The organism is Paractinoplanes aksuensis (assembly GCF_024137025.1).
Classification (GTDB): Bacteria; Actinomycetota; Actinomycetes; order Mycobacteriales; family Micromonosporaceae; genus Actinoplanes; species Actinoplanes aksuensis.
This window is the reverse complement of sequence record NZ_JAMYJR010000009.1, coordinates 253,898-275,764: the sequence shown is the minus strand read 5'-3', so window position 1 is coordinate 275,764 and position 21,867 is coordinate 253,898. Positions and strand designations below refer to the sequence as shown.

Sequence of the window (21,867 nt, the reverse complement as noted above, 5' to 3'; positions counted from 1 at the left end):
CGCCGGTCCGCAGTTCGCGATCACCAGAGAGCCGGGCCGACGCCGTTCCCGGCTTTCTCACGCGTGGCAGGGCAACGCCCACACTGCCGCTCAAATCGCCGGGTGCAAGGGAGCCGAACCGACCGGCACCACACCGAATGCGCTACTCGGCTCGCGGGCAAGGGGGCCGAGCCAGCGTGGCATGGCCGGCACCGACGCCGCTGCTCATATCGCGTGCATGAGGGAGCCGAGCCGACGCCTTTCCGCGGTTTGCCAGCGCGACGGCGCCACACCGACGGGCTACTCGGTTCGCGGACAATAATGAGCCGAGCCGAGCCGAGCCGAGCCGAGCCGAGCCGAGCCGAGCCGAGCCGAGCCGAGCCGAGCCGAGCCGGCGTGGCAGGGCCGCACCGCCCGCCACTGCGCAGCTCGCGGGCATGGGGGAGTCGAGCTGACGACGTTCGTGCGGCTCGCAGGGGAACGAGGCTGCAGCGATGCTCATCGGCGGTTTGCGGGAGTGACAGGGCCGCGAATGAGCCGGTCGGTGCCGGCAGGTCATCCGCGCAGTCGCAGCCCCCTCGGGGTGGCTCGGAAGCCCGCGGCCGTCAGGGCGTCGCGTAGCGGGGAGGCGTGGACCGAGTCGCCGTCGGCGCGTTCGACCGACATGGCGCCCAGCGCGCCGGAGCGCACCGACGCGGCCAGCGCCTGGCCCGCGGCGAGGAGCGACTCGGGGTCGTCCACGAAGGACAGCAGCGTGCGCCCGCCGCGTTCGACGTAAAGGACCAGGTCGCCGGAGACCTGCACCACCAGGGCGCCCGCCTTGCGGCCGGCCCGGTGCCCGGCCTTGGCCACCGGTTCGCCGTCGCCGCTGTCGATGATGCGTTCGGGCCAGGGCAGGGCCGCGCCGTACGGGTTGGCCGGGTCGGTCGCGGCCAGCACCATGGCCGTGGCGCCGGTGCGCTTGGCCAGTTCGGCCGGCTCGGCCAGCGCGCGCAGCCGGTCGACCGCGCCGGGCACCGCGAACTGCGCCGCCCCCAAACCTTCGACGAAGTAGCCGCGCCGGGCCGCGCCCCTTTCCTCGAGCGCGCCCAGCACCGGGTAGACCCCGGCGAAGCCACCGACCGGGCCCTCGGACATGACCGCGCCGCGGGTCACCACGCCGTGGCGTTCGAGCAGCAGGTCGGCCAGGGCGGCGGCACGACGGGTCGGGTCGAGGTCGCGGTCGGGCAGCCGTGACCAGCGACCGGCCATGTTGGACGGACCGCCGCGGGACGGCATCGTCGGACGCCCGGGGCGGCGGTAGCGGGTGCGGGCCGGCGCCGACTTGGCCTTGTGGGCGCCGCTGCCGCCGAGCAGCGCCCGCAACGGCGCCAGTGTGTCGTTGGTCAGGTGGCCGGCCCACACCAGATCCCACACGACGGCGGCCAGCGCCGTGTCGTCGGTCGAGCCGACCCGGTCGGACAGCGCCCGGAAGAACAGGGCCTGCCCGTCGCTGAGTGCGTCGAGCACCGACTGGTGCAGCGGGGTGGCCGCGAACTCGTCGTCGGCCGGGGGCAGCAGCAGGGGAGCGCTGTCGGCGTAGGCCAGGGTGACCCACCCGTCGTTGCTGCCGATCGACCCCGAGCCGGCCCAGAGCACGTCGCCGCCGCCGCTGAGCTCGTCGAGCATGGGCGGGGCGTAGTCGTTGATCCGAGCCGGCAGCACCAGCCTCTCCCAGGCCGAGGCGGGCACCGCGATGCCCTGCAACTGCTCGATCGTGGCGGCCAGCGCGTCGGTGCCGCGGGCGTTGCCGCCGATCTGGTGCCAGCGCGGCAGGAACGCGGCCAGCACCCGCGGCGGCACCGGCTCGATCTCGCGGCGCAGCGCGGCCAGCGACCGTCGCCGCAGCATGCGCAGCACCTCGGCATCGCACCACTCGTTGCCGGCGCCGCCCGGGGAGAACTCGCCCGAGGCGACCCGCCCGGTCGCGGAGAGCCGCTTCAGGGCCTGTTCGACCACGAAGACGCCCAGGCCGAACCGGGCCGCGCAGGTCGCCGCCGCGAAGGGCCCGTGCGTGCGGGCGTAGCGGGCCACCAGATCGCCCAGGGGGTCGGCCACCGATTCCAGGTAGGCCTCGGGGATGCCGACCGGTAACGCCACCCCGAGCGCGTCGCGGTAGCGGCCGGCGTCGTCGATGCCGATCCAGCGTTCCTCACCCGCGATGCGGATGCGGATGGCTCGGCGGGACGCCTCCAGCGTGGACAGCCAGGCCTCGTCGACCCCACGCGCGGCCAGGTCGACGGGGGAGAGGTCGCCGAGCAGGCGCAGCAGCTCGGCCGCGTCCTCGGCGTCGCGCGGCTGCCGCTGGGTGGTCAGCCACTGCAACTGGGCCTCGGTCTCGGTGACCACCTCGGGGTCGAGCAACTCGCGCAGGTCGACGCGGCCGAGGAGCTCACCGAGCAGGGTGGCGTCGAGGGCCAGGGCGGCGGCCCGCCGCTCGGCCAGGGGCGCGTCGCCCTCGTAGAGGAACGCGCCGACGTAGCCGAAGAGCAGGGACCGGGCGAACGGCGACGGCCGTGGCGTCTCGACCTCGATCAGGCGGACCTTGCGCCCGGCGACCTCGCGCATCAGCCCGGTGAGACCCGGTAGGTCGAACACGTCCTGCAGGCATTCGCGGGCCGCCTCGAGCGTGACCGGGAAGTCGGCGTACTCGCGGGCCACGTCGAGCAGCTGGGCCGAGCGCTGCCGCTGCTGCCACAGCGGCTGCCGGCGGCGCGGGTCGCGGCGGGGCAGCAGCAGCGAGCGGGCTGCGCACTCGCGGAACCGCGAGGCGAACAGGGCCGAGGTGCCGACCGTCTCTTCGACCAGCTGGGCGATCTCTTCCGGGTCGAAGGCGACCAGGTCGGCGCCGGGCGGTTCCTCGGCCGTGTCGGGCAGGCGGACCACGATGCCGTCGTCGGAGGGCATGACCTGACCGTCGACGCCGTAGCGCTCGGACAGCCGCCGGGCGATCGCGAGCGACCACGGCGCGTTGACCCGGGCCCCGAGCACGCAATGGACGGTCATGCGCCAGTCACCCAGCTCGTCGCGGAACCGCTCGACCACCACCGTACGGTCGTCGGGCAGGTTGCGGGTGGCCTCGCGCTGCTCGCGCAGGTAGGCCAGCAGGTTGCCGGCGGCCCACTCGTCGAGCCCGGCCTCACGCAGGGTGGCCGTGGCTTTCTCGTCGTCGGCGCGGGTCAGCGTGCGCAGCTGGGCGCCGATCGCCCGGCCCAGCTCGATCGGGCGGCCGGGGGAGTCGCCCTTCCAGAACGGCATCTTGGCCGGCGCGCCGGGCGCGGGGGAGACCAGCACCCGGTCGGGCGTGATGTCCTCGATGCGCCACGAGGTGGAGCCGAGCAGGAACACGTCGCCCACGCGGGACTCGTAGACCATCTCTTCGTCGAGCTCGCCGACCCGGGACGCCCGCTCGGAACCGGCCAGGAAAACCCCGAACATGCCGCGGTCGGGGATGGTGCCGCCGCTGGTGACGGCGAGGCGCTGGGCGCCCGGGCGGCCGGTCAGCTCGTCGGTGCCGCGATCCCACACGAGGCGCGGGCGCAGCTCGGCGAACGCGGTGGAGGGGTAGCGGCCGGAGAGCATGTCGAGCACGGCGTGCAGAGCCGACTCGGGCAGTTCGGCGAAGGGGGCGGCCCGGCGCACCAGGGCCGCCATCTCGTCGACCTGCCACGCGTCGAGCGACACCATGGCCACGATCTGCTGGGCCAGCACGTCGAGCGGGTTGCGCGGGTAGCGCAGCTCTTCGATCGCGCCGGCGACCATGCGGTCGGCCACGACGGCGCACGAGACCAGGTCGCCCCGGTGCTTCGGGAAGACCACGCCGCGCGAGACCGCGCCGACCTGGTGACCGGCCCGGCCGATGCGCTGCAGCCCGGCCGCGACCGACGGCGGCGCCTCGATCTGGACCACCAGGTCGACCGCGCCCATGTCGATGCCCAGCTCGAGGCTCGAGGTGGCGACCACGGCCGGCAGCAGCCCGGATTTCAGCGCCTCTTCGATCTGTTTGCGTTCCTCGCGCGAGACGCTGCCGTGGTGGGCCCGGGCGACGACCGGTGGCGCGCCGCCGGCCTGTCCGGCCTGAGCCATCATCTGGGCCGGGGGACGGGCTGGTTCGGGCTGGGCCTCGCCCGCCCGCTCGGCCGCCAGCTCGTTGATGCGGGCACAGAGCCGCTCGGCGCCGCGCCGCGAGTTGGTGAAGACGATCGTCGACCGGTGGCCCTGGATGAGGTCGAGCACCCTTTCCTCGACCGCGGGCCAGATCGACGGGGTGTTGCGGCCGGCGCCGGGTTCGTCGGGGTCGACGTCGGGCACCTCGTCGAGGCGGGTCATATCTTCGACCGGGACCTCGACGGTGACCTCGATGGTCTTGGCGGTTGGGGGCTGGACGATCTCGACGTCGCCGGCGCCGCCGAGGAACCGGGCCGTCTCTTCGATCGGGCGCACGGTGGCCGACAGGCCGATGCGCTGGGCCGGGCGGCCCAGCAGCGCGTCGAGCCGCTCGAGGGAAAGCGCCAGGTGGGCGCCGCGCTTGGTCGCGGCGACCGCGTGGATCTCGTCGATGATCACCGTCTCGACGCCGCGCAGCGATTCGCGGGCGGCCGATGTGAGCAGCAGGAACAGCGACTCGGGGGTGGTGATCAGGATGTCGGGCGGGGTGCGGGTGAACAGGCGGCGCTCGTCGGCCGGGGTGTCGCCGGTGCGCATGGCCACGGTGATGTCGGGCGGGGTGAGCCCGAGGCGGCCGGCGGCCTGGCGGATGCCGGTGAGCGGGGCCCGCAGGTTGCGCTCGACGTCGACCGCGAGCGCCTTGAGCGGGCTGACGTAGAGGACCCGGCAACGTCGCTTCGGATCTTCCGGGGCGCCCTCGCGGGCCAGCTGGTCGAGCGACCACAGGAAGGCGGCCAGGGTCTTGCCGGAGCCGGTCGGGGCGACCACGAGCGCGTTACGCCCGGCGCCGACTGCCTGCCACGCGCCGGCCTGGGCGGCGGTGGGCGCGGCGAAGGCCGCGGTGAACCACTCGCGGGTGGCCGGTCCGAACTGCTCCAACACTTCATCCACCTCACCATGCTCTCTCGGGGGTATGACAAAAACTGAATACCCGCGTAATGGTCATCCGGGCACGGGTCGGGCGTCCGGCCAGCGGAATTTCTTGACGGGCCGGACCATGGTGCGATCGAGTGGCGGGTGGATATACATGGGCGCCACTCGAAGTTCGTGAACTTCATCGATGAAGGAGGCACCTTGTCCCTCCCCATCCGACAGCTGCGGCGCTTCGCTGCTGCCGCGGCGGCGCTCGCCATCGTCGTCCTCGGTGCAACGCCCGCCCGGGCCGCGGCCGGCGACGGTTACGTGCGGCTCGCCCACCTGTCGCCGGACACTCCGGCGGTCGACGTCTATCTGAGATCCGATTCCGGCGCGGTCGACCCGCAGACGTTCAAGGCCGTCGCCTATGGCGACATGTCCCGCTATCTGCGCCTGCCCGCCGGCACCTATCAGGTGGCGATGCGCAAGGCGGGTGCGCCCGCGAGCGAGAAGCCGGTGATCACCACTCAGGTCAGCGTCGAGAACAAGGGCGCCTACACGGTGGCCGGGGTGGGCCGCTTCGCCGACCTGGGCCTGCGCGTGCTCGAGGACGACCTGCGGCTACCCGACCCGGGCAAGTCGAAGGTGCGGATCATCCAGGCCTCGGTCAAGGCGCCCGTGCTCGACGTGGCCGGCAAGAACGGCACCACGATCGCGGACGGCGTCGAGTTCGCCACCACCACGGCCTATCGCGAGGTCAACCCTGGGCAGTGGAGTGTCGAGGTCGAGCCCACGGGTGGCGGCCGGACCAGTGAGCTGCCGTGCACACTGGGCGCGGGCAGCGTCTACAGCCTGGTGGTGCTCGACGACGACGCGGGTGGTCTCAAGCCCGAGCTTCATGTCGACGCCGAACGCCAGGGCACGGTTCCGCTGGGCAGCGTGGCCACCGGGGCGGGCGGCACGAGCCCGAGTTCCCCGGTCACCGGCGTCGTGCTCTCGGCCCTGGCGGCCGCCCTGGTCACCGGTGGCCTGGTGGTCGCCCTCCGACGCCGGCACCGCACCGTCTGAGGATCAGCAGTGGCCGCCGAGGACGCCGACACCCCGTTGATCGTCCGCGTGCCGACCAGCCCGGAGGCTCTCGCGGCCACCACTGTCCGCAACGTTGCGCGGCCCACGATCGAACACGAGGCCGAGGGGCTGGGCTGGGTCGCCCGCGGGGTAGCCAAGATCGTCAAGCCCGGCACCGTCCGGGCCCGCGCGACCGTGCCCGGCGCGCTGTCGATCCCGCGGCCGAAGCCTCGCCGGCTGATCAGGCTGGGCCAGGCGGCCATGCCTTTCCCGCGGCGCGTCTTTCCCAAGGCGGTGGAACCCGAGCCGGTCAAGCTGCGGGCGGCAATCCCCGCGGCGACCGGCTCCGAACAACTCGTGATCATGAATAGTCCCCTCAGCGATGGAGCGAGTCTTCCGCCCGCGCGGGCCGAGGACCAGCTACCGAAGGCCCGCCCTCACCCCGTACCGAAGAAGGGGTTGATCCTGCCCGTGGCCGCCGCGGCGGTGGCCGCTGTCGTGGCCGGCGCCGGATATCTGACCCTGACCGACCGCCCTGCCAGCGACAGCAACAGGGTCGTGAGCGCCGCGACGACGCCCAGCGAGAGCCCGGTCGTCGAACGGCCGGTCGGCGACCCGTTCGGCAGCGTCGAAGCCGCGCCCACCGGCGCTCCGACCAGGTTGCGCATCGGCGCTCTTAAGATCGACACTCCGCTCGAGACACTGCGTATCGGGGGCGACGGCGCCCTGCAGCCGCCCCGGGCGTTCGCCAAGGCGGGCTGGTACGCCGACGGCACGGCCCCCGGCGACAACGGTCCCGCCGTCATCGCCGGTCATGTCGATTCCAAGACCGGCCCGGCTGTCTTCTACCGGCTCCGCGAGATGAAGGCCGGTGACCGGGTCGACGTCGTGCGTGGCGGCCGATCGGTCAAGTTCACGGTGACGGCAATCCGGTGGTATCCCAAGGCCGAATTCCCCACCGAGGAGGTGTACGGCCCGACTCCGGACCGCCAGCTGCGGCTCATCACGTGCGGCGGCGTGTTCGATCGCTCGCTGCGGTCCTACCGCGACAACCTCGTGGTCTACGCGGTGGCCGGGTGATCGTGATTCCAACGGCAGGCAAGCCGAATTATGGTGGTTGAGATCGGGTCGACGGGTGGGGGCGGGATGGCGGTCGCACGCATGCTCGTCGCTGGTCGGTATCGCCTCGGCGAGCCGGTCGGCTCCGGTGGCATGGGCCGGGTCTGGCTGGCCCGCGACGAGATGCTCGACCGCGACGTGGCGGTCAAGGAGTTCGTGCCGCCCGAGTGGATGACCGACGAGGAACGTGTCCGGCTGCGCGACCGCACTCTGCGTGAGGCCCGCAGCGCCGGTCGTCTCAACCATCCGCACGTCGTCCGCATCTACGACGTCGTGCACTTCGACGGCCTGCCGTGGATCGTCATGGAGTACGTGCCGTCCCGCTCGTTGCACCAGGTGATCCACGAGGACGGCCCGTTCTCCCCGGCCACGGCCGCGCGCATCGGTGTGGCCCTGCTCGACGCGCTGCGGGCGGCTCACGCGGCCGGCGTGCTGCACCGCGACGTCAAGCCCCACAACGTTCTCATCGGCCACGACGGTCGTGTCGTGCTGACCGATTTCGGTCTGGCCACCTTTGTGGACGACGGTGCCGTGACAGGCCCCGGTCTGGTGGTCGGTTCCCCCCAGTACGTGTCGCCCGAGCGCGCCCGGGACGGCACCTCGACGCCCGAGTCCGACCTGTGGTCGCTGGGCGCGACCCTGTATGCCGCCGTCGAGGGCCGTTCCCCCTACGCCCGGGAAAATGCCATGGCCACGCTGATGGCCTTGGCCACGGAAGAGCCGGATCCACCGTCGCGGGCCGGCATGCTGGGCCCGGTGCTGACCGGCCTGCTGCGCCGCGATCCCCGGGACAGGCTGGCCGCGGCCGAGGTCGAGCGTCGCCTCCGCATGATCGTCGTGTCGACGCCGGCCCGGCCCCGGGTGCCGTCCCCGCGGGCGGCTCGGTCGATGCTCGCGTCCGAGATTGATCAGTCGGCCGCGGTGCGGTCGGCGGTGACGCCCGGGGTCGACGTGTTGTCGCAGCCGCTCGATCCGGGTCCGTCGTCACCCGTACGCCCCCGGTCGCACCCGCGTCCGGCCCTGGTTGCGGCCGGCCTCGCGCTGGTGGCCGTGCTCGGGGTGGGCGGCATCCTGGGCGGTTATCTCGTGCGGGACGAGCCGGTCGACACGCCGTCGTCCGCCGGCGCCGCCCCGCCCGTCCCGGCCCCGGTGGTGGCCGACGGTTTCTCGGCCGCCGTCTGCAACCAGCCGGAGCCGAGCGGGCTCGCGACCGCGCCGCAGCGCAACGCGTTGCGCGGGGTGGCCGGCCTGTCGCTGATCTCCGGCTGGTCGTACTTCAGTGACGGCTCGGGGTTCCGCATGCCCGTACCGGACGGCTGGAGCTACCAGCGGGTCGGCACGTCGTTCTGCTTCCGCGACCCGGCCGGCGACACCGTGATGAGCCTCGACACCGGCCGCAATCCGGCCGGTGATCCCGTGCAAGCGTGCCGGGCCGAGGCCACCCGACTCGTCCGGGCCGGGGCCCTGCCCGGGTACGAGGAAGTGCTGCTCGAAAAGAAACCTTTGCTCAACAAAGCCGCGGACTGGGAATACCGGTACGACCTGGACGGCATCCGGATGCACGCCCAGACCCGGTGGTTCGTGAAGGGCGGTGAGGGCTTCGCCATCACCTGGGCCACCCGCGACTTCGACTGGACCGGCGACCTGGCAAAGATCAACATGGTGTTGACCTCTTTCTACGCGCGCGGCTAGGTCATCTGATTCACAGCGTTCATACAGCCTTCGCTGATAATGTTCTGCGTCATGATCGGCAGTAGTCAGCCGGGCTCGGCCCGGCTCCCCGTCAGATCCTTCACGCCGTGTTGATCCTGACCGGCTTCCTCCTGGTGCTTGTGGTGACCGCGGTCACCGGCTATTTCGTGGCGCAGGAGTTCGGATATGTCGCCGCCGACCGCGGCCGCCTCCGGCACGACGCCGAGCAGGGCGACCAGGCCGCCGCCCGCGCTCTGAAAGTCACCGAGCGCCTCTCGTTCGTCCTCTCCGGCGCCCAGCTCGGCATCACCGTGACCGCCCTGATCGTGGGTTACGTGGCCGAGCCGTTCCTGGGCGAGGGCTTCTCCGCGCTGCTCGGCGGGGCCGGCGTGCCGACCGCGGTCAGCATGCCCCTCTCGATCGCGCTCGCCCTGCTCATCGCCACTGTCGTGCAGATGGTGCTGGGCGAGCTGGCCCCGAAGAACCTCGCCATCGCCCGCGCCGAGACCCTGGCCAAGGCGCTCAGCCGCTCCACGCTGATGTACCTGACGGTGTTCGGGCCGATCATCCGGCTCTTCGACCGGACGGCCGCGGGCCTGCTGCGCCGCATCGGCATCGAGCCCATCGAGGAACTGCCCGAGGGCGCGACCTCCGAGGATCTCGAGCAGATCATCCGCGAGTCGCGAGCCAACGGCGGCCTCGACGCCGAGCTCTCCACGCTGCTCGACCGCGGTCTCGACTTCCGCGGGCGCACCGCGGCCGAGGCGATGATCCCGCGCGTCGACGTGCACACCATCCCGGCCACGGCCAGCGCGGCCGACGTGGTGGCCCTGCTCGACACCCATCGTTCCCGTTTTCCCGTACGAGGTGACGAGGTCGACGAGATCGTCGGTGTCGTCAGCATCGCCGACATCCTGGCCATCGCGCCCGCCGACCGCTCCACGGTGCCGGTCTCGTCGGTGATGTCGGCGCCGATCCTGGTGCCGTCCTCGCTGCGGCTGCCGACCGTGCTCGAACGCCTCCGCTCGGCCCACCGCCAGCTGGCGTGCGTGGTCGACGAGTTCGGCGGCTTCGCGGGCATCATCACGCTCGAGGACATCGCCGAGGAACTGGTCGGCCAGATCCGCGACGAGGACGACGAGGCCGAGCCCGCGCCCGTGCGCCAGGCCGACGGCTCGTGGCTGGTGCCGGCCCGCTGGCGGATCGACGAGATCACCGACGCCACGGGCGTCGACCTGCCCGTCGGCGACGACTACGAGACGGTGTCGGGCCTGGTCCTGGCCCGGCTCGGGCGGGTCGCCCAGGCCGGTGACTCGGTCACCCTCGACGGCGGGTCCCTTTCCGTACGGGTGGAAAGCGTCGACCGGCACGTCCCCCTCACGGTTCGGATCTCCCGATGAACGCCCTCTGGGTCACGTTGCTGCTGATCGGCAACGCCTTCTTCGTCGCCGCCGAGTTCGCCCTGGTCGCGAGCAAGCGGCACCGTCTGGAACAGTCCGCGGCGAGCGGCAGCCGGGCGGCCAAGGCCGCGCTCGACGGCACCAGGGAGCTGTCGGTCATGCTGGCCGGCGCCCAGCTCGGCATCACCCTGTGCTCACTGGGCCTGGGCGCGCTGGCCGAGCCGTCGCTCGAGCACCTGTTCGGCCCGGCCCTGCACGCGCTCGGCCTGCCCGACGTGGCCAGCCACGTCATCGCGTTCCTGCTCGCCCTGATCATCGTCACGTTCCTGCACCTGGTGATCGGCGAGATGATGCCGAAGTCGTGGGCGATCACCCACCCCGAGCGCTCGGCCATCCTGCTGGCGCTGCCGTTCCGGTTCTACGCCCGCGCCGTCGGCCCGGCCCTGCGGGTGCTGAACGCGATGGCCAACGCCGCCCTCAAGCCGTTCGGCGTGCACCCGCAGGACCAGTTGGCGCAGGCCCACGGCCCGGCCGAGATGCGCATCCTGCTCGACCGGTCGCGGGCCGAGGGCCTGATCGAGGCCGAGCAGAGCGAGCTGCTGACCAGCGTGCTCAGCCTCGCCTCGCTGCCGGTGCGCGACGTCATGCTGCCGACCGCGCAGCTGGTGTCGGTGCCGCGGGCGGCCTCGGTGGCCGACGTCGAACTGGCCTCGCTGACCAGCGGCCGGTCCAGGCTGGCCGTCACCGGCGACGACGGCGAGGTGGTCGGCATCGTGCACGTCCGGGAAGCGGTACGGGCCAGCGCGGCCGGCCGGGCGGCGACCGCGGGCGAGCTGATGGAGCCCGCCTTCCTCATGGACTGCGGCGTCAACGTGGTCGAGGCGGTGGCCCACCTGCGGGCCGGCCGCACCCAGTTGGCCATCGTCACCACCCCCGGGCCGTCCGGGGCGGTCGAGCAGGTCGGCTTTGTCGCCCTCGAAGACCTGTTGGAGCAGGTGATCGGCCGTTTCGACGACGAGACCGACGACCTGCCCGTCACAACCGGCGCCTGATACCGCACGGACGAAATCGCAAGATCAAGCCACCCCGCTGTCGATTCAAGGAGGAATGACCCGGTGGTTTTCAAAAAGATGATGCGCGCCTTCGGCGTCGGCGGGCCCACCGTCGACACCGTGCTGGCCAACCCGAACACGCGGCCCGGTCTGGCCCTGGAGGGTCAGGTGCGGATCACCGGTGGCGACCACGACGTCGCCATCGACGGAGTCGTGCTGGGCCTGGTGACCCGGGTCGAGTCGGAGCACGGCGAGAACCTCATCGAGTTCCACCGGCTCCCGGTCGCGGGGGCCTTCCAGCTGCGCAAGGGCGAGAACCGGGACCTGCCCTTCTCGTTCCCGATGCCGTGGGAGACGCCGATCACCGACGTCTACGGCCAGCGGCTGCACGGCATGACGATGGGCCTGCGGACCGAGCTCGCCGTGGCCAAGGCCGTCGACAAGGGCGACCTCGACCACGTGGCGGTGCACCCGCTGCCCGCGCAGGAGCGGATCCTCGACGCGTTCGCGCGGCTGGGCTTCCGCTTCAAGAGCGCCGACCTGGAGCGGGGCGCGATCTACGGCGTCAACATGACGCTGCCGTTCTACCAAGAGATCGAGTTCTACCCGCCGCCGCAGTACGCGGGGGCCATCAACGAGGTCGAGGTGACCTTCATCGCCGACCCGCAGGGCGTCGAGGTCGTGCTCGAGTTCGACAAGCGCGGCGGCTTCCTGGCCCCCGGCCACGACTCGTACGGCCGGTTCCGGGTCTCGCACGCCGACGCGGACACGACCGACTGGACCGCGGTTGTCGAGCAGTGGGTCTCCGAGGCGGCGGGCCGCTACCAGGGTCTGCGCGCGGCCGGCGGCCACGGCGCTCCCGGCTACGGGGCTCCGGGCTACGGCGGGCACGGCGGTTACGGGCACGGCGGTGGCCACCACGGCCACTACCGCCGGGGCCACGGCGGCGGCATGGGCATGGGCGCGATGGCGGCCGGTGTGGCCGGCGGAGTCGTCGGCGGCATGATCCTGGGCGAGGCCATGGAAGAGGTCTTCGAGGACGACGGCGGCGGCGGCGAGGAAGAGTGACTCACCCCGGCTGTGCGGTCCACTGGGGCGGAACGCACAGCCACCCGCGGGCGGTTCTGCTTCGGCAGGGCCGCCCGCGGCGTTTCCCGGCCCTCGCTCGGCGGACTCGCGTCAGCCGATGCCGCCGCCGACCGGTCTCGCGTCAGCCGACGCCGGCGTCGGCTGGTCGTGCGTCAGCCGGGGCCGGCGTCGGCTGGTCGTGCGTCAGCCGACGCCGGCCGTGGCCAGCTTGATGCTGAAGCCGACGAACAGCGCGCCCACCCCGGCCGCGGCGCCCGCGGCGAGGCGCCGGCGACGCTGGAACTGCCCGGCCAGGAAGCTGCCACTGAAGATCAGCGCCGACAGGTAGAGCGCGCTGAACAACTGCACCACCGCGCCGAGCACCAGGAACGACAGGGCCGGATGGGCGTAGCCCGGCTCGACGAACTGGATGAAGAACGACACGAAGAACAGGATCGCCTTGGGGTTGAGCAGGCTGACCACGGCCGCCCGGCGGAACGGGTGGCGCAGGTCGGTCGGTTCCTCGGCCGTTGCCGGTCGCGCCGAGCCTCGGTCGCGCCAGGTGCGCCACGCGCCGCGCACGATGCCGAAGCCGACCCACAACAGGTAGGCCGCCCCCGCGTACTTGATGACCAGGAACAACGGTGGATAGGTGCGCAGCAGCGAGGCCGCGCCGGCTGCTGACAGCACCATCAGCACCGCGTCGCCGACGAAGACGCCGGCCGCGGCCTGATAACCCGCCCGCACCCCCCGCCGGGCCCCGACCGAGAGCACGTAGATCGAGTTGGGCCCGGGCAACAGGATGATCGCCATCGTGCCGATGACGTACGTCCAGAAGTCGGTGATTCCCAGCACGGTGCCCCCTCTAGGCGACCGTCCCGGCGGCCAGCCTTTCCCGCAGGCGGCGGCCCACCTCGGGCCACTCTTCGGCGGTCACGCCGAAGACTACGGTGTCGCGCCACGAGCCGTCGGGCCGCTGTTTGTGCCGGCGCAGCACACCCTCGCGCACCGCGCCGAGCCGGGCGATCGCCTGCTGCGAGCGCTCGTTGCGAATGTCGGTGTACCAGAAGACGCGCTCGGCCCCGAGTTCGTCGAAGGCATGCGTGAGCAGCAGCAACTTGGCCTCGGTGTTGACCCCGGTGCGCCACCAGGGCTGCCCGACGATCGTGTGGCCGATGGCCAGGGCCCGCCGGTCGGGGTCGACGTCGTGATAGCAGGTCATGCCGAGCACGCGGCCGGTGGACGGTTCGACCTGGGCCCAAGAGACCTGGCTGCCGGACCAGCGCAGGCTCAGCAGCCGGGCGATGTAGTCGCGCATTTCTCCGACTGTCTGCGGCCGGTGGGCGGGGATGTGTCGCCACACCTCGTCGTCGCCGATCGCCTCGATCAGCCCGGCCGCGTGCCCGGTGGTGAGCGGCTCGAGCCGGACGTGGCGGCCGGTCAACGGCACCGGGGTGGCCCAGGGCAGTTCGCCGCCGGGCAGGTAGGCCGGTTCCGCCACCGCGACGTCGTCGGCCGGAGCGGGCGGGCCGAACACCCGGCGGACGGGAAGAACGCCGGCCCAGTGCGGCAGGCCGAGATCGTCGTCCTCATCGATCACGCCGCCGGTGCGGGCCCGGGCCGAGACCTCGACCAGCGGGAGGGCGAGCACGCTCGTCTCGGCCATCTCGCGCTTGTCGGGCGGGCGGCTGTCGGCCGCGCGGCCGGCGCCGACCTTGTCGACCAGGGCCGCCATCGCGGCCTTTTTCTCATCGGGGTCGGTGACCAGCCGGGCCGAGCCGTGCACGACCACCGAGCGGTAGTTGGCGCTGTGGTGCACGTGGGAACGGGCATAGACGATGCCGTCGAGCAGGGTGACGCTGACCGCGACCGGCACCTCGCCCCCGCGCGCGGACAGGCCCATGCGGCCGCCGGACGAACCGTGCAGATAGAGCGTCTCGCCGACGCGGACGTGCAGGGTCGGCAGCAACCGGGGCTCGCCCTCGGCCACGAAGCCGACCGTGCAGTCGTAGGCCTCGTCGAGAATGGCGTGGGCCAGCGCGCGGTCGTAGTGCATGCGCTCGCGGTAGCGGGTGGCTGTCGTGCGGCTCGTCCGCGAATAGGTGTCGGACATCGGGCCTCCCTGCCGGTCGAGCGACTTGCGTCCGCTCTTGTGCTAGTACAGAATCTCTCGTGTGTCAGCACAGTATCAGGTCAGCGGTGACAGCGCCGCCACGATTTCCGCCAGCATCGAGGCCGGCGTCCGCACGGGCGACTGGGTCTTCGGCGCGGCGCTGCCACCGGTCCGGGTGCTGGCCGATGCTCTGCACGTCAGCCCGGCCACGGTGGCCAAGGCCTATCAAGAGCTGCGACAACGGGGCGTGGTCGAGACCGAGGGGCGCCGCGGCACGCGCATCCGGTCCCGTCCGCCGGTCGCCGGTCCGCGGTCGGCGCTGCGCCTGCCCGTGGCCGACGGTGTGCGCGACCTCTCGTCCGGCGAGCCCGACGTCGGGCTGCTGCCACCGCTGGGCCGGGCGCTGCGGGCCGTGGCCGAGACCAACGGCCCGCCCCAGGGCTACGCCTCGGCCGTCACGATGCCCGAGCTGATCGAGGCGGCCCGACCGCGCCTGGTGGCCGGCGGCATCCCGGCCGCCGAGGCCGAGATCGCGGTCACCTCCGGCACCCTCGACGCCATCGAACGCCTGCTCACGGTTCACCTGCGGGCCGGCGACGCGGTCGCCGTCGAGGATCCGGGCTGGGCCAACCTGCTCGACCTGCTGGCCGCCCTGGGCCTGCGCCCGCTCCCCGTCGCCGTCGACCGCGAGGGTCCCGATCCGGCCGCCATGGCGTCCGCGCTGCAGGCGGGCGCCCGGGCCGCCGTCCTCACCGTACGGGCTCAGAATCCGACCGGGGCAGCCGTCAGCGCAGCTCGGGCCGAGGCTCTACGCGGCCTGTTCGCGCGGTGTCCCGGCGTCCTGGTCATCGAGGACGACCATGCCGCCGAACTGGCCGAGCAGGCGCCCCACTGCGTCGGTCCGGTCACCGGGGCGTGGGCCCTGACCCGGTCGGCGTCCAAGCCCTTCGGGCCTGACCTGCGGATCGCTCTGCTCGCCGGTGACCCGGCCACGATCGCCCGGGTGGTGGGCCGCATGCGCATCGGCTCGGGCTGGGTGTCGACGGTCCTCCAGCGCATGCTGCTCCACCTGTGGCAAGACGATGAGGTCACCCGGGTCGTGGCGGAAGCCGCCGAGACGTACGGTCGTCGCCGTCGTGCCCTGTGCGAGGCCCTGCGGGGGCACGGCATCGCCGCCGAGGGCGACACCGGCATCAACGTCTGGGTCCCGGTGGCCGACGAGACCCGCACGATCGGTCTGCTGCGCGAGGCGGGCTACGCGGTCGCCCCCGGTTCCCTGTTCCGGGTGTCGGCCGCTCCCGGCATCCGCATCTCGATCGGCCCGCTGCCCGAGGGCGAGATCCCGGCACTGGTCGAGGCGGTGGCCGCGGCCGTCAGCCCGCCCAACCTCTACAGCCCGGCCCGTTAGGCGGTGGTGCGATAACGACTCGATCGGGGGCCCCGGATGCTTCCACGCCCCTGTTTGGGGTAGAACCTTCGGCATGCCTAGGACCGAAGCGCCGGTCGGCGCGCAGCAGTGGGTGCCGTCCGAGCCGCGCGGCATCGAGCAGCTTAAAGAGGCGGCGGCGCACTGCGAGGGCTGCGAGCTGCACGTCGACGCCACGCAGACCGTCTTCGGCCGGGGCGCGGCCGACGCGAGCATCGTGTTCGTCGGCGAGCAGCCGGGCGACGTCGAGGACCAGAAGGGCCTGCCCTTCGTCGGCCCGGCCGGTCGGCTGCTGCGTGAGGCGGTCGACGATGCGGGCATCGACCCGACCGACGTCTACATCACCAACGCGGTGAAGCACTTCCGCTTCGAGCGGAGGGGTGAGCGCCGCATTCACCAGAACCCGGGCCCGGCCCACATCACGGCTTGCCGGCCCTGGCTGGTCGCGGAGTTCTCGCTGCTCCAGCCGCGGCTCGTGGTGATTCTGGGCGCGACGGCCGGGCGGGCCCTGATCGGGCCGTCGTTCCGGGTCACCCAGCAGCGCGGCAAGTTGATGCCGTGGCCGGCCTCGGCCCAGCACCCGGCCGACTTCCCGGTGGCCGAGATCCAGGCCTTGGCCACCATCCACCCGTCGGCCGTGCTGCGGGCCGACGACCGCGAGACCGCCTATCGCGGCCTGGTCGACGACCTCAAGATCGCGGCCGACGCGGTGAAGTGAACTCCGCGACCCGTGACGCCAATCCCGCATCCGTGACGCCAATCCCGCATCCGTGACGCCAATCCCGCATCCGTGACGCCAATCCCGCATCCGTGACGTGACTCCTGCGGCCGTGAGATGACCTCGCGGCCGGGAGGTGAGCGTCAGCCGTCGTTCGAGGGGCGGGTGGCGAGCATGTGGTCGAGCCCGTCGAAGATCCGGTCGAGGCCGAACCGGAAGGACCGCTCCGAATCGCGGACAGCGTTGTACTCCTCGCCGGCCGCGGTGCCGACCCGGCCCGAGATCGGGTAGGCGCCGGGCGGCATCAGCCTGTCCAGCACCGGGGCGTTGACCGCCCACCACTCGGCGTCCGAGATGCCGGACTGCTCGGCCATGCGCCGGGCGGCCACGTCGGCCCGGGCCGACGCCGTGGTGAAGTCGCCGATCAGCGTGATGGTCTGGTCCATCTCGAGGTCGGTGAAGCCGGCCCCCTCGATCGCGGCCAGCTGCCACTCGTACCGGTCGGAGCCGTTGGGCCCGATCCACGGGCGGCTCTGCTCGACCTGCAGCAGCCACGGATGCCGGTGGAACTCGTCCCACATCTGACGGGCGACCACGGTCAGCCGCTCGCGCCAGGTGCCCTCGTGGGGCGGTAGGCCCGGCTCGCCCATCACCTCGTCGACCATCAGGCCGATCAGCTCGTCGCGGCTCGGCACGTACGTGTAGATCGACATCAGCTTGAGCCCGAGCCGGTCGGCGACCTTGCGCATCGAGAACGCGGGCAGCCCCTCCTCGTCGGCCACCGCGATGCCCGCTTGCAGCACCTCGTCGACGCTGAACCGCTGCTTGGGGCCGCGTGACCCTTGCGGCACGCCCAGGGTCCGCCGCCACAGCAGGGTCAGCGTGCGGTCGACGTCCCCATTTTCCATGTGCAGAGATTACCCCGTGGGGTGTACGGTGTACCGCGCACCAAATACCGTAAGGCATACGGAGTTAGGAGCAGCGGTGAATCTGGAAGCTGAAGGGCTACAGAAGCGGTACGGGGACGTGCGCGCCCTCGACGGCTTCGACCTGGCCGTGCCGCCCGGCGTGATCCACGGCCTGCTGGGCCCCAACGGCGCGGGCAAGACCACGGCGGTCAAGGCGCTCGCCACCCTCATCGATGTCGACGCCGGCTCGGCCCGGGTCGCCGGTTTCGACGTACGCGATCAGGCTGCGGAAGTCCGCCGCCGGATCGGACTGATCGGGCAGAACGCGGCGGTCGACGAGATCCTCGGTGGCCGCCAGAACCTGGTGATGTTCGGCCGGCTCTACGGTCTGAGCAAGGTGGACGCCCGGGCCAAGGCCGACCACCTGCTCGACATGTTCGGGCTCACCGAGGCGGCCGAGCGCGCGGTCTCGACGTACAGCGGGGGAATGCGCCGCCGGCTCGACATCGCGGCCGGTTTCATCCTCACGCCGGCCGTTCTTTTCCTGGACGAGCCGACCACGGGCCTCGACCCGAGGGCGCGCAACGAGGTGTGGGCGGCCGTCCGCGAGGTGGCCGAGGCCGGCACGACGGTGCTGCTGACCACGCAGTATCTCGACGAGGCGGACCAGTTGGCGGCCCGCATCTCGGTGATGAACCACGGCCGGATCGTCGCCGACGACACCCCGGCCGCGCTCAAGCGCCAGATCGGGGGCGACCGCGTGACGGTGACCCTCGCCGCCGACACCTCGCTCGACTCGACGGCCGAGCGGCTCACCGCGGCCGTCGGCATCCCGGCCGGGCCCGATGCCGACACGCACAGCCTCACCTTCGAGGTCGGGGCGGGTGTCACGGCGCTGGCCGGCATCGTCCGGGCGCTCGACGACCTCGGCCTCGTCCCGGAGGACCTGGTGCTGCGCCGGCCCACCCTCGACGAGGTCTTCCTCACCTTGACCGCCGCTCCGCAGGAGGCTGCGCGATGACCGCCGTACGGGCCGGATGGATTCTCACCCAGCGCAACCTGGCCCATTGGGCCCGCCAACCGTGGACGCCGATCTTCGGTTTGATGTTTTCGATCATGCTGTTGCTGGTCTTCGGCTTCCTCTTCGGCGGCGCGATCAGCGTGCCCGGGGGCGGCGACTACATCACGTTCCTGCTGCCCGGCATGCTGGCGCTGAGCATGATGTTCGGCGTCGAGTCGACGGCCACGGCGATGGCCGGCGACGCCCGCAAGGGCATCACCGACCGGTTCCGATCACTGCCGATCGGCAGCGCCTCGGTGGCTCTGGGCCGGGTCGGGGCCGACCTGGCCAACTCGGCCGTCGAACTGCTGGTGCTCATCGGCGGCGGCCTGCTGATCGGCTGGCAGATCACTTCGGACCCGGCTTCGGCTGCTCTCGCCGTACTGCTGCTGTTGTTCTTCCGGTTCTCGATGCTCTGGATCGGCATTTTCGTCGGGCTGGCGTTCCGCGGCGAGGGCGCGACGATGGCCGTGCAGGTGCTGGTGTGGCCGATCGGATTCCTGTCGACGGCCATCGTCTCGGCCGAGACCATGCCGGGCTGGCTCGGCGCGATCGCGGCCTGGAACCCGCTTTCGGCCACCGCGACGGCGGCGCGCGAGCTGTTCGGCAACCCGACCGGCATCACCGAGGGCCCGCTGGCCGACTCGGCGGTGTGGCTCGCCATCGGCTGGCCGCTGCTGCTCACGGCCGTGTTCCTGCCCCTGTCGGCGCGGGCCTACCGCCGTTTGCGGAGTGGGTAGGCTCATGGGGTGCGGTTGACGGATTTCTGGACGCGGCTGGAGGAAGCCTTCGGCGCCGCCTATGCGCGCAGCATCGCGGCCGACCATTCTTTCGGTGAGTTGGGCAACCGGACGATAAACCAAGCGATTGCGTACGGTATCGATACGGCTACTATCTGGCGCGCGGTAGTAGCCGCATACCCCGATCGGGTGCCTTCTCGCCTGCGATGACGCGTTTTTAGTACACCCGTTCTGGCGTGTCACTCGATCGTCGTACACGTGTTCGGCTATTGTCCACAGCGGCCTAGTTATCCACAGGCGGGGCAGGGCGGCGAATTTTTGTCATACCCACCGCTTACCTTGGTGCCCGTGGTGAACAGAAGCGCATCGGCGAAGACGACCGTTAAATCGGGTACAGGGGTGGCAGACATGGTGGCAGGACCTGACCGGGACAAGGCGCTCGATCTGGCGTTGGCTCAGATCGACAAGCAGTTCGGCAAGGGCTCGGTGATGCGGCTCGGGGAGCGGCCGGTCGTGGAGACCGCCATCATCCCCACCGGCTCCATCGCGCTCGACGTGGCGCTCGGCGTCGGCGGCCTGCCCCGCGGCCGGGTCATCGAGGTCTACGGCCCCGAGTCCAGCGGTAAGACGACGGTCGCGCTGCACGCCGTGGCCAACGCCCAGCGCAACGGCGGCATCGCGGCGTTCATCGACGCCGAGCACGCGCTCGACCCGGAATACGCGAAGGCGCTCGGCGTCGACACCGACGCGCTGCTGGTCTCCCAGCCCGACACGGGTGAGCAGGCACTCGAGATCGCCGACATGCTGATCCGCTCGGGCGCGCTCGACATCATCGTCATCGACTCGGTGGCGGCTCTCGTGCCGCGGGCCGAGATCGAGGGCGAGATGGGCGACAGCCACGTCGGTCTGCAGGCCCGGCTGATGAGCCAGGCGCTCCGCAAGATCACCGGCATCCTGAACAACTCGGGCACGACGGCGATCTTCATCAACCAGCTCCGCGAGAAGATCGGCGTCATGTTCGGCTCGCCCGAGACGACGACCGGTGGCCGCGCGCTGAAGTTCTACTCCTCGGTCCGGCTCGACGTGCGCCGCATCGAGAGCCTCAAGGACGGCACCGACGTGATCGGCAACCGCACCCGCGTCAAGGTGGTGAAGAACAAGGTCGCCGCGCCGTTCAAGCAGGCCGAGTTCGACATCATGTACGGCAAGGGCATCTCGCGGGAGGGTTCGCTGATCGACGTCGGCGTCGAGCAGAGCATCATCCGCAAGTCCGGCGCCTGGTACACGTACGACGGTGACCAGCTCGGCCAGGGCAAGGAGAAGGCGCGCGAGTTCCTCAAGGAGAACCCCGACGTCGCGGCCGAGATCGAGAAGAAGATCCTCGAGAAGCTGGGCGTCGGCCAGACGACCGGCGACGCGGCCGGTGGCCCCGAGCTCCCGCCGGTCGACTTCTGATCGGCTGAGCCGCCATGCCGGCCCGACGGGGCGCGCGTTCCGGACGCGGGTGGGATGCCATCCCACCCCGTCCCGCTCGCGCCCACGATGAGCACCCGCCCGGCGAGCCTCCGTCCGGCGACGACGCGGAACGCGGCAACGTTCCCACCCGTCGCCGGCGAGCTTCGCCGGGCGGTAACCCCTCCAGTGGTTACGACCCTTCCGGCGGCACCCTCTCTTCGGGTGGCTATGACCTTTCCGGCGGCACTCCCTCTTCCGGTGGCTACGACCTTTCCGGTACGGCCGGCGGCACTCCTTCGGTCGGCGGTTACGACCTCTCCGGTTCGGCCGGTGGGGGGCGCGGTCGCAGGGGCGGACGGCAGCCGGGCGGGGGAGGGGCCGATCAGCCGGCGCAGACCGAGGGCGAGCGGGCGCGCGAGATCTGCCTGCGACAGCTCGCCGTGCGGCCGCGCACCCGGGCCGAGCTGGCCAAGGTGCTGGCCCGCAAAGAGATCTCCGACGAGGTGATCGCCGAGGTCCTCGACCGGTACGACGAGGTCGGCATCATCGACGACGCCGCCTTCGCGAGGGCCTGGGTCACCAGCCGCCATCACGGTCGCGGGCTGGCCCGCCGGGCCCTGGCCAACGAGTTGCGCCAGCGCGGCGTCGACCCCGAGGTGGCCGGCGAGGCCCTGGAGATCGTCGACGAAGAGGACGAGGCGGCCACCGCGCGGGCCCTGGTCGACCGCAAACTCCGCACGGCCAACGGCACGCCCGACGCCATCTTCCGCCGGCTGGTCGCCATGCTGGCCCGCAAGGGTTACTCGGCGGGCGTGGCCATCCGCGCGGTCAAGGACGCCTTGGCCGCCCGCGACGCCGAGGCCGCCGAATTCGCCGACCAACTGGACGCCGACGCCCTGGCCACCGACGCCGACCCCACCTCCTGACCTACCACTGCGGTGGCCTCGCACCCGCCGCCACCTGGCAACTCGCTCCGGTCGTGGTGGTTCGCGCTGACCCCTTGCCGTG

General features: G+C 71.9%; 16 protein-coding genes and 1 pseudogene. 13 read left to right on the top strand and 4 right to left on the bottom strand.

Translation table 11 applies throughout. From position 1 onward, the window contains the following. Positions 1–534: 534 nt before the first annotated feature. On the bottom strand, positions 535–5,076 hold the full coding sequence (locus tag M1L60_RS10275) for an ATP-dependent helicase (protein ID WP_438862091.1): 4,542 nt from the start codon (positions 5,074–5,076) through the stop codon (positions 535–537). Positions 5,077–5,259: 183 nt separating this feature from the next. Here M1L60_RS10275 and M1L60_RS10270 point away from each other — a divergent pair, with 183 nt between their 5' ends. The 6 genes from M1L60_RS10270 (at position 5,260) to M1L60_RS10245 (ending at position 12,439) form a co-directional block, all read left to right on the top strand. Further along, positions 5,260–6,108 (top strand): DUF4397 domain-containing protein, encoded by an 849-nt coding sequence (locus M1L60_RS10270; protein WP_253237091.1) that lies wholly within the window; start codon positions 5,260–5,262, stop codon positions 6,106–6,108. A gap of 9 nt (positions 6,109–6,117) precedes the next feature. Continuing rightward, on the top strand, positions 6,118–7,188 hold the full coding sequence (locus tag M1L60_RS10265; protein WP_253237090.1) for a class F sortase: 1,071 nt from the start codon (positions 6,118–6,120) through the stop codon (positions 7,186–7,188). Between the two features lie 81 nt (positions 7,189–7,269). Next, a complete protein-coding gene (locus tag M1L60_RS10260) occupies positions 7,270–8,919 on the top strand; it encodes a serine/threonine-protein kinase (RefSeq protein WP_253237089.1) in 1,650 nt (549 codons plus the stop codon). Between the two features lie 107 nt (positions 8,920–9,026). Then, a complete protein-coding gene (locus tag M1L60_RS10255; protein ID WP_253237088.1) occupies positions 9,027–10,319 on the top strand; it encodes a hemolysin family protein in 1,293 nt (430 codons plus the stop codon). After that, positions 10,316–11,371, top strand: coding sequence for a hemolysin family protein (locus tag M1L60_RS10250; RefSeq protein ID WP_253237087.1), 1,056 nt, complete (start codon positions 10,316–10,318; stop codon positions 11,369–11,371). The genes M1L60_RS10255 and M1L60_RS10250 overlap by 4 nt, the downstream gene beginning before the upstream one ends. Before the next feature lie 63 nt (positions 11,372–11,434). Next, positions 11,435–12,439, top strand: coding sequence for a sporulation protein (locus M1L60_RS10245; protein WP_253237086.1), 1,005 nt, complete (start codon positions 11,435–11,437; stop codon positions 12,437–12,439). A 204-nt stretch (positions 12,440–12,643) separates the two neighbouring features. Here the strand turns inward: M1L60_RS10245 and leuE are convergent, their stop codons facing one another. Together leuE and M1L60_RS10235 are read right to left on the bottom strand one after the other, a co-directional pair. Then, positions 12,644–13,252 (bottom strand): leucine efflux protein LeuE, encoded by a 609-nt coding sequence (gene leuE / locus M1L60_RS10240; RefSeq protein ID WP_253237150.1) that lies wholly within the window; start codon positions 13,250–13,252, stop codon positions 12,644–12,646. Positions 13,253–13,304: 52 nt separating this feature from the next. Continuing rightward, the gene (locus M1L60_RS10235) at positions 13,305–14,552 is read right to left on the bottom strand and encodes a bifunctional pyridoxamine 5'-phosphate oxidase family protein/GNAT family N-acetyltransferase (protein WP_253237085.1); all 1,248 of its coding nucleotides are present in this window, start codon (positions 14,550–14,552) and stop codon (positions 13,305–13,307) included. Positions 14,553–14,613: 61 nt separating this feature from the next. On the opposite strand from M1L60_RS10235, the gene M1L60_RS10230 reads away from it, so the two are divergent. Both M1L60_RS10230 and M1L60_RS10225 read left to right on the top strand, forming a co-directional pair. Further along, positions 14,614–15,960: an aminotransferase class I/II-fold pyridoxal phosphate-dependent enzyme gene (locus M1L60_RS10230; protein WP_253237084.1), complete on the top strand. Its 1,347-nt coding sequence runs from the start codon at positions 14,614–14,616 to the stop codon at positions 15,958–15,960. A gap of 73 nt (positions 15,961–16,033) precedes the next feature. After that, positions 16,034–16,696, top strand: coding sequence for a UdgX family uracil-DNA binding protein (locus tag M1L60_RS10225; RefSeq protein WP_253237083.1), 663 nt, complete (start codon positions 16,034–16,036; stop codon positions 16,694–16,696). A 143-nt stretch (positions 16,697–16,839) separates the two neighbouring features. On the opposite strand, the gene M1L60_RS10220 is transcribed toward M1L60_RS10225, so the two are convergent. Then, entirely contained in the window at positions 16,840–17,604 is a 765-nt protein-coding gene (locus tag M1L60_RS10220) for a TetR/AcrR family transcriptional regulator (protein WP_253237082.1), read from the bottom strand. A gap of 76 nt (positions 17,605–17,680) precedes the next feature. Here M1L60_RS10220 and M1L60_RS10215 point away from each other — a divergent pair, with 76 nt between their 5' ends. The 5 genes and pseudogenes from M1L60_RS10215 to M1L60_RS10195 all read left to right on the top strand — a co-directional run. Further along, positions 17,681–18,625, top strand: a complete 945-nt coding sequence (locus M1L60_RS10215) for an ATP-binding cassette domain-containing protein (RefSeq protein WP_253237081.1) — start codon at positions 17,681–17,683, stop codon at positions 18,623–18,625. Then, positions 18,622–19,404 carry an ABC transporter permease gene (locus tag M1L60_RS10210; RefSeq protein ID WP_253237080.1) on the top strand — a complete coding sequence of 261 codons (783 nt, stop codon included), beginning with the start codon at positions 18,622–18,624 and terminating at the stop codon, positions 19,402–19,404. Before M1L60_RS10215 ends, M1L60_RS10210 begins: the two co-directional genes overlap by 4 nt. 9 nt (positions 19,405–19,413) lie before the next feature. Further along, positions 19,414–19,614, top strand: coding sequence for a DUF3046 domain-containing protein (locus M1L60_RS10205; protein ID WP_253237079.1), 201 nt, complete (start codon positions 19,414–19,416; stop codon positions 19,612–19,614). A gap of 198 nt (positions 19,615–19,812) precedes the next feature. Further along, positions 19,813–20,859: a recombinase RecA gene (gene recA, locus M1L60_RS10200; protein ID WP_253237078.1), complete on the top strand. Its 1,047-nt coding sequence runs from the start codon at positions 19,813–19,815 to the stop codon at positions 20,857–20,859. 305 nt (positions 20,860–21,164) lie between these two features. Then, positions 21,165–21,785 (top strand): annotated as a pseudogene (locus tag M1L60_RS10195) (regulatory protein RecX); the annotation flags it as partial. Between the last annotated feature and the right edge of the window lie 82 nt (positions 21,786–21,867).